The sequence below is a fragment of the Bowmanella denitrificans genome (assembly GCF_002887595.1).
Taxonomy (GTDB): domain Bacteria; phylum Pseudomonadota; class Gammaproteobacteria; order Enterobacterales; family Alteromonadaceae; genus Bowmanella; species Bowmanella denitrificans.
In genome coordinates this window covers 192,249-206,518 of the sequence record NZ_PEBU01000009.1, presented here as the reverse complement: position 1 = coordinate 206,518, position 14,270 = coordinate 192,249, and the positions used below count along the sequence as shown (strand labels likewise).

General features: G+C 50.5%; 13 protein-coding genes. All 13 read left to right on the top strand.

Annotated elements, in window-relative coordinates:
* The first annotated feature begins 44 nt into the window (after nt 1-44).
* A complete protein-coding gene (locus tag CSR04_RS16960) occupies nt 45-479 on the top strand; it encodes a TRAP transporter small permease subunit (protein ID WP_245921701.1) in 435 nt (144 codons plus the stop codon).
* Nucleotides 479-1,846, top strand: coding sequence for a TRAP transporter large permease (locus CSR04_RS16955; RefSeq protein ID WP_102797501.1), 1,368 nt, complete (start codon nt 479-481; stop codon nt 1,844-1,846). Before CSR04_RS16960 ends, CSR04_RS16955 begins: the two co-directional genes overlap by 1 nt.
* A 29-nt stretch (nt 1,847-1,875) precedes the next feature.
* Nucleotides 1,876-2,973: a TRAP transporter substrate-binding protein gene (locus tag CSR04_RS16950; protein ID WP_102797500.1), complete on the top strand. Its 1,098-nt coding sequence runs from the start codon at nt 1,876-1,878 to the stop codon at nt 2,971-2,973.
* Between the two features lie 123 nt (nt 2,974-3,096).
* A complete protein-coding gene (gene fabV, locus CSR04_RS16945; RefSeq protein WP_102797499.1) occupies nt 3,097-4,275 on the top strand; it encodes an enoyl-ACP reductase FabV in 1,179 nt (392 codons plus the stop codon).
* A gap of 478 nt (nt 4,276-4,753) precedes the next feature.
* Complete coding sequence (locus tag CSR04_RS16940) at nt 4,754-6,094, top strand: Na(+)-translocating NADH-quinone reductase subunit A (RefSeq protein ID WP_102797498.1); 1,341 nt, start codon at nt 4,754-4,756, stop codon at nt 6,092-6,094.
* Between the two features lie 3 nt (nt 6,095-6,097).
* A complete protein-coding gene (locus CSR04_RS16935; RefSeq protein ID WP_102797497.1) occupies nt 6,098-7,324 on the top strand; it encodes an NADH:ubiquinone reductase (Na(+)-transporting) subunit B in 1,227 nt (408 codons plus the stop codon).
* Nucleotides 7,314-8,072 carry a Na(+)-translocating NADH-quinone reductase subunit C gene (locus CSR04_RS16930; RefSeq protein WP_102797496.1) on the top strand — a complete coding sequence of 253 codons (759 nt, stop codon included), beginning with the start codon at nt 7,314-7,316 and terminating at the stop codon, nt 8,070-8,072. The genes CSR04_RS16935 and CSR04_RS16930 overlap by 11 nt, the downstream gene beginning before the upstream one ends.
* A 13-nt stretch (nt 8,073-8,085) precedes the next feature.
* Entirely contained in the window at nt 8,086-8,718 is a 633-nt protein-coding gene (locus CSR04_RS16925) for an NADH:ubiquinone reductase (Na(+)-transporting) subunit D (RefSeq protein ID WP_102797495.1), read from the top strand.
* Nucleotides 8,719-8,721: 3 nt separating this feature from the next.
* On the top strand, nt 8,722-9,330 hold the full coding sequence (gene nqrE, locus CSR04_RS16920) for an NADH:ubiquinone reductase (Na(+)-transporting) subunit E (RefSeq protein ID WP_102797494.1): 609 nt from the start codon (nt 8,722-8,724) through the stop codon (nt 9,328-9,330).
* A gap of 22 nt (nt 9,331-9,352) precedes the next feature.
* Nucleotides 9,353-10,585, top strand: coding sequence for an NADH:ubiquinone reductase (Na(+)-transporting) subunit F (gene nqrF, locus CSR04_RS16915; RefSeq protein WP_102797493.1), 1,233 nt, complete (start codon nt 9,353-9,355; stop codon nt 10,583-10,585).
* Nucleotides 10,586-10,670: 85 nt separating this feature from the next.
* Complete coding sequence (locus CSR04_RS16910) at nt 10,671-11,678, top strand: FAD:protein FMN transferase (protein WP_102797492.1); 1,008 nt, start codon at nt 10,671-10,673, stop codon at nt 11,676-11,678.
* Between the two features lie 8 nt (nt 11,679-11,686).
* Nucleotides 11,687-11,920 carry a (Na+)-NQR maturation NqrM gene (gene nqrM / locus CSR04_RS16905; protein ID WP_102797491.1) on the top strand — a complete coding sequence of 78 codons (234 nt, stop codon included), beginning with the start codon at nt 11,687-11,689 and terminating at the stop codon, nt 11,918-11,920.
* 205 nt (nt 11,921-12,125) lie between these two features.
* Nucleotides 12,126-14,084, top strand: a complete 1,959-nt coding sequence (locus CSR04_RS16900; protein WP_102797490.1) for an alpha/beta hydrolase family protein — start codon at nt 12,126-12,128, stop codon at nt 14,082-14,084.
* The last annotated feature ends 186 nt before the right edge of the window (nt 14,085-14,270 follow it).

Sequence of the window (14,270 nt, the reverse complement as noted above, 5' to 3'; positions counted from 1 at the left end):
TGTGTAAGGGCGTCAGTTGGTTGACCCTGACCATGGTTATACTGGTGTTCCTTATTGTAATACTCCGCTATGGCTTTAACCTGGGCTGGATTGCCATGCAGGAGTCGGCCATGTATCTGCATGCAATGGTCTTTATGCTGGGGGCGGCGCACACTCTGAAAGCGGATGAACATGTCCGAGTGGACATTTTTTATCGGCGATTGTCAGTTCGAACCCGCAGCCTGATTGATATTGCTGGCACTTTGTTGTTATTGCTGCCGGTTAACGGTTTTATTTTTGTGATGAGCTGGGATTATGTCAGCAGTTCCTGGTTGCTACTGGAAGCCTCGCCAGAGGCTGGGGGCCTACCGTTAGTTTTTGTGCTGAAAAGCCTAATCCCCATTTTCTGCCTGACAATGACGCTACAGGCGCTCGCACAGAGCTGGTTAAACTGGCAACAGCTTAAACAGGCTCAAGCTAATACACAGCAGGAGGCCTGATGGAGTTTCTGGCCCTGATTTTATTTGTGCTGGTGTGTCTGGTGTTAATGCTTGGCTATCCTGTTGCCTACGCCCTGGCTGGCACGGCGCTGTTGTTTGCCTCGGTTTGTGCGCTATTTGGTGTGTTTGATATGGCGTACCTGCATGCCTTGCCAAGCAGGCTGTACGGCATTATGACCAATCAGACATTACTGGCCGTACCGCTGTTTGTGTTTATGGGCATTATGCTGGAAAAGTCCAAAGTGGCCGAACAGCTGCTGGCAGCGATGTCGCAGATGTTTGGGCGTTTTCGCGGTGGACTGGCCATTTCGGTGGTTCTGGTGGGGATGTTGATGGCGGCCAGTACCGGCATTGTCGGTGCGACTGTGGTGACTATGGGGTTGTTGTCACTGCCTAGCATGCTTAACCGCGGGTACCACCCGGCATTTGCCACTGGCAGCATTTGTGCGACCGGCACCCTTGGTCAGATTATACCGCCTTCTATCGCCCTGGTTCTGCTGGGCGATGTCTTATCCAGTGCATACCAACAGGCGCAACTGGATATGGGGATTTTTTCGCCGGAGTCTGTGTCTGTCGGAGATTTGTTTGTCGGTGCTTTATTACCCGGCCTGCTGCTGGTTGTACTTTATCTTTGTTATGTGTTGCTTTGCAGTCGTTTTAAACCGCACTGGTTTGAATCCAGCGTCACGGCGGCCGCACCACTGACGTTGCTGCCCTTACTTAAAGCCTTGCTGCCGCCACTGTTATTAATGCTGCTGGTTTTGGGCTCTATTTTGACTGGTTTGGCAACACCGACAGAGGCGGCGGGGGTGGGGGCCTTTGGTGCGCTGCTGCTGGCACTCATTTCCAGACAATTGAGCATCGCAACCTTAAAAGAAGTAATGCTGGGCACCACAAAAGTCACGTCCATGGTGTTTTTGATTCTGATTGGCGCGTCGGTGTTTTCCCTGGTGTTCCGGGGGCTTGGTGGCGAAGCGCTGATTGAAGATTTCTTCGCTGCACTGCCAGGCGGGGTTTTCGCTGCAATGCTGTTGGTTATGCTGGTGATTTTCCTGCTGGGATTTATTCTGGATTTTATCGAGATCACGTTCGTGGTTGTGCCCATTGTTGGGCCTGTCTTGCTGGCGATGGGGGTGGACCCGGTTTGGCTGGGCATTATGATTGCTATTAATCTGCAGACCTCGTTTTTAACCCCACCTTTTGGTTTTGCCTTGTTTTATCTTCGCGGGGTTGCCCCGGCTTCGGTAAAAACCAGTGATATGTATAAAGGGGTGGTGCCATTTATCGTCATACAGCTAGCGCTGCTGGTGATGTTGGCAATATGGCCGCAGTTAGCTACCTGGCTGCCCGCACAGTTATACGGATAAACATAAACAACAATTTGGGAGAACAAGCAATGAAGCGGCTTAAACACGCCATGCTCACCGTCGCGGCCATGTTGGTACTGGTGGGATGTGGGAAAGAAATGACAGCTAACCAGACAGGCGCAGCACCACAGCAGCACTTTGAATGGAAGTTGGTTACTTCCTGGCCCAAAAACTTCCCAGGCCTGGGGCGGGGGCCTGAAACCTTTGCCACTATGGTGGACGAAATGTCAGCCGGCAGGTTGAAGATCAAAGTGTATGGTGCCGGCGAGTTAGTGCCGGGTTTTGAGGTGTTTGATGCGGTGGCAAATGGCACGGCACAGATGGGGCATGCTGGCAGCTACTACTGGAAGGGTAAGGCACCCGCTGCGCAGATTTTCACCGCTATACCTTTTGGCATGAACGTGACCGAAACCAACAGCTGGCTGCATTATGGTGGCGGTTTGGCCCTGTGGCGGGAAGTTTACCAGCCTTTTGGCGTCATCCCCTTTGCAGGTGGTAACACCGGCGTGCAGATGGCCGGTTGGTTTAAAAAAGAGATTCACAGCATCGCGGATTTTAAAGGCCTGAAAATACGGATGCCAGGCCTTGGCGCTGAAGTGCTGAAAAAGGTTGGAGCAGTGCCGGTGGCACTGACCGGTGGCGAGATTTTTACCTCTTTGCAAACCGGCGCCATTGATGCCACCGAATGGGTGGGCCCATACAATGATCTGGCCTTCGGTCTGCACAAAGCGGCCGAATATTACTATTATTCTGGCTGGCATGAACCCGGCGCCATGCTGGAGTTCACGGTTAATGCCGAGGCCTATAACAGCTTGCCGGCCGATTTGCAGCGTATAGTTGAGGTTGCCACCAAGGCGGTTAACCAGGATATGCTGGACGAGTATACCGCACGTAACAACGAAGCCATGGCAGCGCTGCGGGATAAGCACGGCATTAGAATACTGCCGCTGCCTGATGATGTGATGGCGGCCCTGCGGCAGGCGTCGGCTGAGGTACTGAAAGAGCAGTCAGATCAGGATCCGCAGTTTGCCAAAGTCTATGCGTCCTATGTTGCGTTCCAGAAGCAGGTTAGTGCTTATCACCGGTTATCTGAAATGGAGTACTATAAAAATCGTCAGGGTAACTAGCTGATAAAATCCATAAAGCCCGTAATGGGCTTTGTGGGTAGTCAACAATCCTTAAGTGTTCAGAGTTGTTTCTCTGTGTCTTGTCTTTACAATGGCGACACTTCTTAAAAAGGAAAGGTCCTTATGATTATTCAGCCGAAAATCCGTGGCTTTATCTGTACTAATGCGCATCCTGTGGGTTGTGCGGTTAATGTGCAAAAGCAAATCGACTATGTAAAACAGCAGGGTGTAAGTGGTCAGGGGCCAAAGAAGGTACTGGTGGTGGGATGTTCTACCGGCTATGGCCTGGCATCACGTATCGTAGCGGGCTTTGGTTATGGTGCCGCTACCCTGGGTGTGTGCTTTGAAAAAGAAGCCTCCGAAACCAAAACGGCCACGGCGGGTTGGTATAACACCGCTGCCTATCACGACAAAGCCAGGCAACAGGGGCTGTATGCCAAAACCATTAACGGTGATGCATTTTCTCATCAAATCAAGCAGCAGGTTATCGACACCATTAAGGCTGATTTAGGGAAGGTGGATTTGGTTATTTATAGTCTGGCATCTCCACGTCGCACCGACCCAGACAGTGGTGAAGTCTATTCATCAACGCTTAAACCAATAGGCGGCAGTGTTACCACCAAAAACCTCAATACCTCTAAGCGTATTATTGACGAGGTGACAGTGGAAGCGGCCAATCCTGAGGAAGTGGCCAATACAGTCAAAGTGATGGGTGGCGAAGACTGGGAGCTGTGGATTGATGCCCTGAAAGAGGCTGGCGTGCTGGCCGACAATTTTATCACCACGTCTTACACTTATATCGGCAAAGAGCTGACCTGGCCTATTTACGGTCATGCCACTATTGGTAAGGCCAAGGAAGACCTGGACCGCGCCACGCTTGAGATTCGCAACAATACCGCAGATCTGAATGGCGAAGCCTTTGTCTCTTCCCTGAATGCGGTGGTAACCCAGGCCAGCTCTGCTATTCCTATTATGCCGCTGTATATTTCTGCATTGTTTAAAGTGATGAAACAAGACGGCACCTACGAAGGTACCATTGAACAGATTCATGGCTTGTTCTGTGAAAATTTGTATGGCACGCAGCGCCGTTTTGATGCAGGCGGCCATTTGTTCCAGAATTACAAGGAACTGGAAGATGATGTACAGCAGCGTGTTCAGCATATCTGGGATAAGGTGCAAACTGAGACTATCGATGAGCTGACCGATTATGTGAGCTATCACCGTGAATTTCTGCACCTATTCGGCTTTGGCTTTGACAATGTGGATTATACCGCCGATGTCAGTCCGCTGGCAGACTGGTAAATAGCCATTGATTCAGCCGCCTTCGGGCGGCTTTTTTGTGTTTGCCAGTTACCTTGCCGTGACGCTATTACGGCAACGGATGTCATACCAAAGTCGCAGGGAATGCGTGGGATAAACAAACATTTGCATGGCGAAATGGCTGTGTTTAATGCTAAAATGCCGGGTTTGAGAGATAGATCTATCTTTTTCAAAGATCCCTCCCATTTGTAACTGGTTTTGTGCGTTTTTCATAAACGGGCAAAGCTTGAGCACAGGATGTGGTTGGCTGGTGATCAGCTGGTCAACGGGTTGTTGAGGTCTATCTGGCTGCAACAGCCAACCGGGAATGGCTGGGAAGTCGTAAAGAGAATTGCAGGCGCTTGTTACTGGATGACAGACAACAGGTGGGGTTAGTTTCGAATACTCATCAGGATGGGGCTTGGTGGGACATCAGGGCAAATCCTGATGAGTATTCAGTAAATAAGTAGTGCAATTGCGTATGATAAAAATCACCAAAGGGTTGGACCTCCCCATTGCGGGAGCGCCACAACAACAGATCCATGAAGGGCCCCGGATCACCCGGGTTGCTGTTCTTGGGGAAGAGTACGTCGGAATGCGGCCTACTATGGCCGTTGCCGAAGGCGATACTGTCAAGAAAGGCCAGGTGCTTTTCGAAGACAAAAAAAATCCCGGCGTTAAATACACCGCTCCTGCAGCAGGAACCATCAAACAAGTGAACCGTGGCGCCCAGCGTGTGCTGCAGTCAGTTGTAATTGAAGTGTCCGGCGATGCGCAGGAAAACTTTGCCAAATATGATGCCGCTCAGCTTGCGTCCCTTGGCAGGGATGACGTTGAGAAGAATCTGGTCGACTCTGGTCTGTGGACTGCCTTGCGCACTCGTCCATACAGTAAAGCGCCGGCACTGGGTTCATCTCCACGCGCCATCTTTGTCAATGCCATGGATACCAATCCACTGGCCGCTGACCCTGTTGCCATCATCGCAGAACGTAAAGACGATTTTATCAATGGTCTGACCGTGCTGCGCCGTCTTACCGAAGGTAAGCTGTATGTCAGTAAAGCACCGGGTGCCAATATTGATACTGGCAGCGCGCAGGCTGAGGTAAATGAATTCGCCGGCCCCCACCCAGCAGGGTTGGTAGGTACGCATATTCATTTCCTGGATTCTGCCGGTGCTGCCAAAGTGGTCTGGCATATCAACTACCAGGACGTGATGGCCATTGGCCACCTGTTCACCACAGGTGAGCTGGATAATCGTCGTGTGGTTGCCCTGGCAGGCCCTGCGGCCAAAAATCCACGTTTGCTGCGCACTGTTCTGGGTGCCAGTACTGAAGAGCTGACCGCAGGTGAAACTGAAGGTAGTGAAGTTCGCGTGGTATCGGGTTCGGTACTGTGTGGTACTCACGCTCAGGGCGTACATGCGTATTTGGGACGTTTCCACCTGCAACTTAGCTTGCTGGCGGAAGGGCGTGAGAAAGAACTGTTTGGCTGGCTGCGTCCAGGTAGCGACAAACACTCTGTCACCCGTGCCTACTTAGGTCACCTCAGTCCTAAGCGTCTGTTCAAAATGACCACTACTACTAATGGTTCTGATCGGGCCATGGTGCCAATTGGTAACTACGAGCGCGTAATGCCTCTGGATATTCTTCCCACTTTGCTGCTGCGCGACTTGCTGGCTGGCGATACGGACAGTGCCCAAACCTTGGGCTGTCTTGAGTTGGATGAAGAAGATCTTGGTTTGTGTACCTACGTATGCCCAGGCAAGTACAACTACGGTCCTGTGCTGCGCGATTGCCTGACCAAGATAGAGAAAGAGGGCTGATCCATGAGCTTGAAAGAATATCTCGAGAAAATCGAACCCAATTTTGAGCCGGGTGGTAAATACGAAAAATGGTATGCCTTGTATGAAGCAGCGGCGACCATTTTCTATACGCCTGGTTTGGTCAATAAGACAGGTACTCACGTACGTGACAGCATTGATCTGAAACGCATCATGATTATGGTGTGGATGGCGACCTTCCCAGCCATGTTTTATGGTATGTACAACGTTGGCTATCAAGCACACAACGCTATTCTTGGCAGCGATGCAGTCACTTGGGCTGCAACGGTGGAAGGGTACTGGCAGGCGGGTTTATTTGCTGCCCTTGGCGGTGAACTGGGCACCCAAACTACTGGCTGGTTGGCCATGTTCGGCTATGGCGCCTGTTTCTTCCTGCCAATCTACGCCGTGACATTTGCGGTGGGTGGCTTCTGGGAAGTGTTGTTTGCGTCTATTCGTAAGCATGAAGTTAACGAAGGTTTCTTCGTTACTTCCGTACTGTTTGCCCTGACGCTACCGGCAACCATTCCACTATGGCAGGTTGCCCTGGGTATCAGTTTCGGTGTGGTGATTGCCAAAGAAGTGTTTGGCGGTACTGGCCGTAACTTCCTGAACCCCGCCTTGTCTGGTCGTGCGTTCTTATACTTCGCCTATCCTGCGCAAATCTCCGGGGATGCAATCTGGACTGCGGCTGATGGTTTCTCTGGTGCGACGGCGCTGGGACAAGCTGCTTCTGGCCAGATTACCGATTGGAGCTTAAATGCTGAGTGGTGGAATGCCTTCTTCGGCAGCATTCAAGGGTCTGTTGGTGAAACCTCAACACTGGCCTTGTTGATTGGTGGTCTGTTCATTATGTATCTGCGTATTGCATCCTGGCGCATTGTGCTGGGTGTGTTAGCGGGTATGGCGGTGTTCAGCACCCTGCTTAATATGATTGGAAGCGACACCAATGCCATGTTCGCTATGCCTTGGTACTGGCATTTGGTCACTGGTGGTTTTGCCTTTGGTATGCTGTTTATGGCCACTGACCCGGTGTCTGCCTCCTTTACCAATAAAGGTAAGTGGGCATATGGCCTGTTAATCGGCTTTATGTGTGTAATGATTCGTGTGCTCAACCCGGCCTTCCCTGAAGGTATGATGCTGGCGATCCTGTTCGCCAACCTGTGGGCACCTTTGTTCGACTACTTCGTTGTTCAAGGCAATATCAAACGGAGGATGGCGCGTGTCAGCTAAGAAAGAAACTTTAGGAAGGACAGTTGGCGTTGTTGTCGCCGTCTGTTTGGTTTGTTCCATTGTGGTATCCGGTGCTGCCGTAGGCCTGCGGTCTTTGCAACAGCACAATGCGGCACTGGACAAACAAACCAATATTCTGGAAGCGGCCGGTTTACTGGCTGATGCCAAAGGTGACATTGCCGGAACTTACAAGGCGCGTGTTGAAGAGCGTTATGTGGATCTGGATTCTGGTGACTATGTCGAGAAGCCATCTGATAGCTACGACATGTACAAGGCGGCTAAGGACCCTGCTACCAGCACTAAACTGGAAGGCAGCAAAGTTGGTTTCCAACGCAAGCCTAACGTAGCGTCTGTTTATCTGGTGAAAGACGATGCCGGTCAGGTTAACCGTATCATTCTGCCCGTGCACGGCAGTGGTTTGTGGGATCTGATGTACGCCTTCCTGGCGGTTGATGCCGATGGTAAAACCGCTCGTGAACTGGTTTATTACCAACAGAAAGAAACTCCCGGATTGGGTGGCGAAGTACTGAACCCTGACTGGAAAGCCAAGTGGGACGGTAAGCAGCTGTTTGAAGATGGCAAAGTGGCCATTGCGGTGAAGAAGAATGCTTCAGCCGATGATGTACATGCTGTCGATGCGCTGTCCGGTGCCACCCTGACCAGCAACGGTGTACAACATACACTGGATTTCTGGTTGGGTGAGCAAGGTTTTGGCCCGTTTCTGGCCAAGCAACCCTGGAAGTCTTGAGGAGGCAAACTAAATGGCAATGTCTAAAGAAACCAAAAAGGTGTTGTTTGGTCCGATTTTGGACAACAACCCTATCGCATTGCAGGTACTGGGGATTTGCTCGGCACTGGCAATTACTACTAAGTTAGAGACGGCACTGGTCATGTCACTGGCGCTGACCGCCGTGGTCGCGTTCTCTAACTTATTCATCTCGTTAATTCGTAACCAGATTCCGTCCAGCGTGCGGATCATCATTCAGATGACCATTATCGCGTCACTGGTAATCGTGGTGGACCAGATCCTCAAGGCCTATTCCTACGAGATCTCCAAGCAGCTCTCGGTATTCGTTGGTTTGATTATTACCAACTGTATCGTTATGGGGCGGGCTGAAGCTTATGCCATGAAAAATCCACCCATGATGAGCTTCCTGGATGGTATCGGTAACGGTCTGGGTTACTCCTTTATCCTGATTGTCATCGGCACTATTAAAGAACTGTTTGGTTTCGGCACTATTCTGGGCTTTGAAATCCTGCCACTGGTACAAAATGGTGGCTGGTATCAGGGTAACGGTTTGCTGATCCTGCCGTTCAGCTCATTTATCCTGATTGCCGGTATGATTTGGTTTATCCGTACCATACGTCCGCAGCAAGTTGAGCCCAAGGAGTAACGCATGGAACATTATCTGAGTTTGTTTGTTCGTTCGATCTTTATCGAGAACATGGCCCTGTCTTTGTTCCTGGGCATGTGTACCTTCCTGGCTGTTTCCAAAAAAGTAAAAACAGCTATGGGTCTGGGTGTGGCGGTAGTCGTGGTTCTGGGTATTTCTGTACCTGTTAACCAGGTTATCTACACCAGTATCCTGGCCCCTGGCGCACTGGCCTGGGCCGGTTTCCCGGATGCTGATCTGAGCTTCCTGAACTTCCTGACCTTTATCGGTGTTATCGCCGCCTTGGTGCAGATTCTGGAAATGGCGCTGGATAAGTTTTTCCCTGCTTTGTACAACGCGTTGGGTATTTTCCTGCCGCTGATTACCGTGAACTGCGCCATTTTCGGTGGTGTGGCCTTTGCGGTACAGCGTGAGTACAACTTCACCGAAAGCATTGTGTACGGTGTAGGTAGCGGTATCGGTTGGGCTCTGGCCATTACCTTGCTGGCTGCGGTACGTGAAAAACTCAAGTATGCCGATATCCCAGATGGTCTGCGTGGCCTGGGCTCGGTATTTATGATCGCTGGTTTGATGGCGCTGGGCTTCCAGTCCTTCACCGGTATTTCCCTGTAACGCGCTGCACTTGGAGGTTCTGATGAATCAAATAGAAATTTATCTGGGTGTCGGCATGTTTATCGCCATCGTATTGGCCCTGGTGTTCATTATTATGTTCGCCAAGTCCAAACTGGTGCCTGCCGGCGAAGTGACCATTTTGATTAATGACGATCCCGACAAAGCCATTAAGGCGCAGCCAGGCGACAAGCTGCTGGGCGCCTTGGCCAATGCGGGTATTTTTGTGTCTTCTGCCTGTGGTGGTGGTGGTTCTTGTGGCCAGTGCCGTGTACATATTCACGATGGTGGTGGTGAGATTCTGCCTACGGAACTGGACCATATCAGCAAGCGTGAAGCGCGCGAAGGCTGTCGTCTGTCCTGTCAGGTAGCCATTAAACAGGACATGAAGATTGAGCTGGAAGAAGAAATCTTCGGCATCAAGAAATGGGACTGTACTGTTATCTCCAATGATAACAAAGCGACCTTTATCAAAGAGCTGAAGCTGGCGATTCCTGCTGGTGAAAGCGTGCCATTCCGTGCCGGTGGTTATATTCAGATAGAAGCGCCACCCCATCACGTGAAGTACCAGGATTTCGATGTACCGGAAAAATTCCGTGGCGACTGGGAGCGGTTCGGCTTCTTCAAGCTGGAATCCAAGGTAGATGACGAAACTATCCGTGCTTACTCCATGGCGAACTATCCGGAAGAGAAAGGCATTATTATGCTGAACGTACGGATCGCAACGCCGCCACCGAATAACCTTAGCCTGCCCTGCGGGAAGATGTCCTCGTACATCTGGAGCCTGAAGGAAGGGGACAAGGTCACTATCTCTGGTCCCTTTGGTGAGTTCTTTGCCAAGGAAACCGATGCTGAGATGGTGTTTATCGGCGGTGGTGCCGGTATGGCGCCAATGCGCTCGCACATTTTCGACCAACTGCGTCGTCTGAACAGCAAGCGCAAGATCAGCTTCTGGTATGGAGCACGTTCTCTGCGCGAAATGTTCTATGTGGAAGATTTTGACACCTTGCAGTCAGAGAATGAAAACTTCAAATGGCACGTGGCACTCTCTGATCCACAGCCAGAAGATAACTGGACAGGCTACACAGGTTTTATCCACCAGGTATTGCTGGAAAACTACCTGAAGGATCATCCTGCACCGGAAGATTGTGAGTTCTATATGTGTGGACCGCCTATGATGAACGCGGCCGTCATCAAGATGCTCAAGGATCTGGGCGTGGAAGATGAAAACATTCTGCTGGATGACTTCGGCGGATAATTAAAAGGGGCTTCGGCCCCTTTTTTGTCATTATCGGTTAAATGGGCGCTATTGGCTCCATGTTAGCGTTTTAAGAGAAATACATATGCAAAGATTACTAGGCGGCAGCATCCTATGGTTGTTGCTCTGTCTGTTGCTGGCCTGTACCCCGGCACCAAGTGAAACTGCCCTGTCTGGTAAGACCATGGGCACCACTTACCATATTAAGTTTGTGAATCACCAAGGGTTAGATGAACAACAACTGCAGGCGGATATCGATGCTGCGTTAGCGCTGGTGAACAAGCAGATGTCCACTTACGACCCGGACTCTGAACTATCCCGTTTTAACCAGTGGCAAAGTAGCGAGCCGTTTCCTTTATCCGCACAAACCCTGTCGGTTATGAGAGAAGCTAAACGCTTAGGGCAAATCAGTGCCGGTAAACTGGATGTCACGGTCGGCCCGTTGGTCAACCTGTGGGGCTTTGGCCCTAAGGCCAGGCCGGAGCATGTCCCTGAACAACAGGTCATCGATGCGGCCAAGGCACAAACGGGATTGGAAAAGTTACATCTGCATGCAGACAGTGCCAGTAAAAGCCAACCCGATCTGTATGTGGATTTGTCCACCATAGCCAAGGGCTACGGGGTTGATGTTGTTGCCGATATACTGGATGACAGGGGCTTACATGACTATCTGGTGGAAATTGGCGGGGAAATGCGTTTGTCAGGCCAAAAAGCCAACGGCTCAGCCTGGCGGGTGGCCATAGAAAAGCCGCTGTCCGGTGAACGTGCGGTGCAGCAAATCATTAGTGTGGGTAACAATGCCGTCGCTACTTCCGGTGATTACCGCAATTATTTTGAAGAAAATGGTGTGCGCTATTCGCATTTAATCGATCCCACCACAGGTTACCCCATTCAACACAATCTGGTTTCCGTTACCGTGGTACATCCCTCCAGTATGACCGCCGATGGTCTGGCGACGGCAATTAATGTGATGGGAGCTGAACAGGGTGTTGCCTTTGCCACAGAACACAAATTAGCAGTTTTGCTGATCACCCGAGAAAAGGATGGATTTAAAGCGTATAATAGCCCGGAATTTGAGCCATTTTTGCAGTAGGAAGTGACGTGAGTACTTTTTTTCTAGCCTTCGGTTTTTTTCTGGTTATCGTGGTTGCCATGTCTATCGGCTACCTGTTGCAGAAGAAATCCATTTCCGGCAGTTGCGGCGGGTTAGGCGCGCTGGGAATTGAAAAGGCTTGTGATTGCCCCGAGCCCTGTGACAGGAAAAAAGCCAGAGAGGCCCGCGAACAGGCGCGCCAGGAGAAGCTCAAGGAGTGGCAGCGTAATCAAATTATTTGATGTTTGTCTGAGGCCTGGGGTCCAGGCCTTTTTTATATTCAACGGACGTTATGCCGATTAAGTATTGACCGCCGATTCTAGCTTGTCCGGTTTGTATCTGCTAAGTTCCAGTTGTGGTCTTGCCAAAAGAATATTATTTATGCCGGAATAATAGTCTGGTAGCGCCACCTTCAATACCAAACAATAGATTAAAAGGGATTTTGCCATGTCAGGTATGTTTTATTGTCGGGCCTTGTGCCTGATCTTCAGCTTTATGTCTTTTGCCGTTGTTGCAGCGAAGCCACAATATTCGCCTGCGGATTTTGCCATCGATTATGCTTTTACTGATGCCAAGCTTTCCCCCGATGGTCAGTTGTTAGCAGTCACTCTCGTGCATGAGGGTAAACGCCAACTGGCGGTCTTTCGTACTCAGGACCGCAAAATTGTCGGTGGTGCCAGATTTCCGGGCCGTCAGGAAGCCGGTGAGGCTTATTGGGTCACAGATCAAAGATTGGTGATAAAACTCTTAGAGAGCGAACCCTGGGATGAAGAGCCGAAATTTTATGGGCAGCTTTATGCGGTGGACTATAACGGCAAAAATGGTGAACTGATTTATGGCGTGGGTGCGGGGGAAATGCAAACCGGCTCCAGGCTTAAAAAGAAACAGGATACCTTCGGCTGGGGCGAGATTATCAGTACACTGCCGGATGATGAAAAGCATATCTTGATTGCCTCCACACCCATGTCACAAGGTGGAGAGCGCAAGGCCAGTATCCATAAGCTTAATGTGTTTAACGGTCAACTAAGCTATCCCATTACCCGTTCACCGGTGTCTTACGCTGATTTTGTTGCCGATGGCAAAGGTCATCTGAAACTGGCCATAGGTTTGGATGATACCAACAACAGGCGTACCTACCGATACGAAGATGATGAGTGGACCGAGATCAGTGCAGACTTTGGCAAAGGTTTTTACCCGTTAGCGCTCAATGAACAGGGCGACAAACTTTATTATCTCGACAATCAGGGGCAGGCGCTTAAGGGGCTGTTCCAGTTGGATATGCAAAGCGGTGAAAAGAAAGAAGTGTATACCGATGATAAAGTGGATATTACTTCTGTAACCTACAGCGCAGACGGCGACAGTATTTATGCCCTGCGGGTAGACCCGGATTATCCCACCTATGTCATGCTTGGTCGTGACAATGATGAAGTCGCTATGTATCGCCAGTTTTTGCAAACTTTTCCAGGCTACAAGGTCAGGATTACCAGTAAAAGCAAGAATGGCAAGTTGTGGATGATCTATACCAGTAATGATGTTGACGCCGGTACTTACTACTTGTACGACAAACAAAAAAACAGCCTGTTTTCGATGTTTGCCAATCTGGCAAATCTGCAGAGTGAGCATTTGTCGCCCTCAGAACCCATTGAATTTGAGGCCTCTGATAAACTTCGTATCCCCGGTTATCTGACGTATCCACAGTCGCGGCCAGCTGACCAGAAAGTGCCGCTGGTCGTGTTGGTGCATGGCGGGCCACATGGTGTCAGAGATTACTGGGACTTCGACCGGGAAGTGCAACTGCTGGCTTCGCAGGGGTATGCGGTGCTGAGGGTGAATTACCGTGGCTCAGGTGGCTATGGCCAGGCATTTAAGGTGGCAGGCTACCAGCAATGGGGCGGGCGCATTTTGCAGGACATTATCGAAGGCACCCAATGGGTTATCGGGCAAGGGCGGGTTGACTCACAGAAAGTCTGCATTATGGGGGCCAGCTTCGGCGGTTATGCTGCCCTCCAAGCGGCAACCCGGGTGCCAGATATGTACCGATGTGTGATCGGTACTGTGGGGGTCTACGACTTACCCCTGATGTTTGAAGAGGGAGACATTCCTGATCGCTCTTACGGAGAGAGCTATCTGCAGGATGTGCTGGGTACCGACCAAGCAAAGCTGAAAGCTTATTCACCGATTTACAATGTGGACAAGCTGAAAGCGCCCGTATTGATTGCACACAACGAGAAAGACCGCCGGGTTCCCATAAAACATGCTGAGCGACTGCGTAAAGCCATGGACAAGGCTGGTAAAACTTATCAATGGTTTGTAAAAGACACGGAAACCCATGGTTTTTATGACCAGGCCAACCGCACAGACTATTTTCAGACGGTTAGTCAGTTTTTGCATCGGCATTTGCAGTAACCCGTCGGGCGGCCAAAGGGCCGCCTTTTCTTTTTTAGTCAACAGATCCTTATTGCTGGCTAAGCCTCTCTTTCTGAATATTATTTTTTTGTAACTGGTACCAAGTCAGGAACTGGCCAATGATAGTCGTTGCTATTTTGGCAGGTTACGTGTTTTACCTCTGGAGTGCATGTAACTGTATAATTT

Excerpts from the sequence above, each read along its gene's own strand:
- CSR04_RS16955 (WP_102797501.1), top strand. The coding sequence starts at position 479 with ATGGAGTTTCTGGCCCTGATTTTATTTGTGCTGGTGTGTCTGGTGTTA.
- CSR04_RS16950 (WP_102797500.1), top strand. The coding sequence starts at position 1,876 with ATGAAGCGGCTTAAACACGCCATGCTCACCGTCGCGGCCATGTTGGTA.
- fabV (WP_102797499.1), top strand. The coding sequence starts at position 3,097 with ATGATTATTCAGCCGAAAATCCGTGGCTTTATCTGTACTAATGCGCAT.
- CSR04_RS16940 (WP_102797498.1), top strand. The coding sequence starts at position 4,754 with ATGATAAAAATCACCAAAGGGTTGGACCTCCCCATTGCGGGAGCGCCA.
- CSR04_RS16935 (WP_102797497.1), top strand. The coding sequence starts at position 6,098 with ATGAGCTTGAAAGAATATCTCGAGAAAATCGAACCCAATTTTGAGCCG.
- CSR04_RS16925 (WP_102797495.1), top strand. The coding sequence starts at position 8,086 with ATGGCAATGTCTAAAGAAACCAAAAAGGTGTTGTTTGGTCCGATTTTG.
- nqrE (WP_102797494.1), top strand. The coding sequence starts at position 8,722 with ATGGAACATTATCTGAGTTTGTTTGTTCGTTCGATCTTTATCGAGAAC.
- nqrF (WP_102797493.1), top strand. The coding sequence starts at position 9,353 with ATGAATCAAATAGAAATTTATCTGGGTGTCGGCATGTTTATCGCCATC.
- CSR04_RS16910 (WP_102797492.1), top strand. The coding sequence starts at position 10,671 with ATGCAAAGATTACTAGGCGGCAGCATCCTATGGTTGTTGCTCTGTCTG.
- CSR04_RS16900 (WP_102797490.1), top strand. The coding sequence starts at position 12,126 with ATGTCAGGTATGTTTTATTGTCGGGCCTTGTGCCTGATCTTCAGCTTT.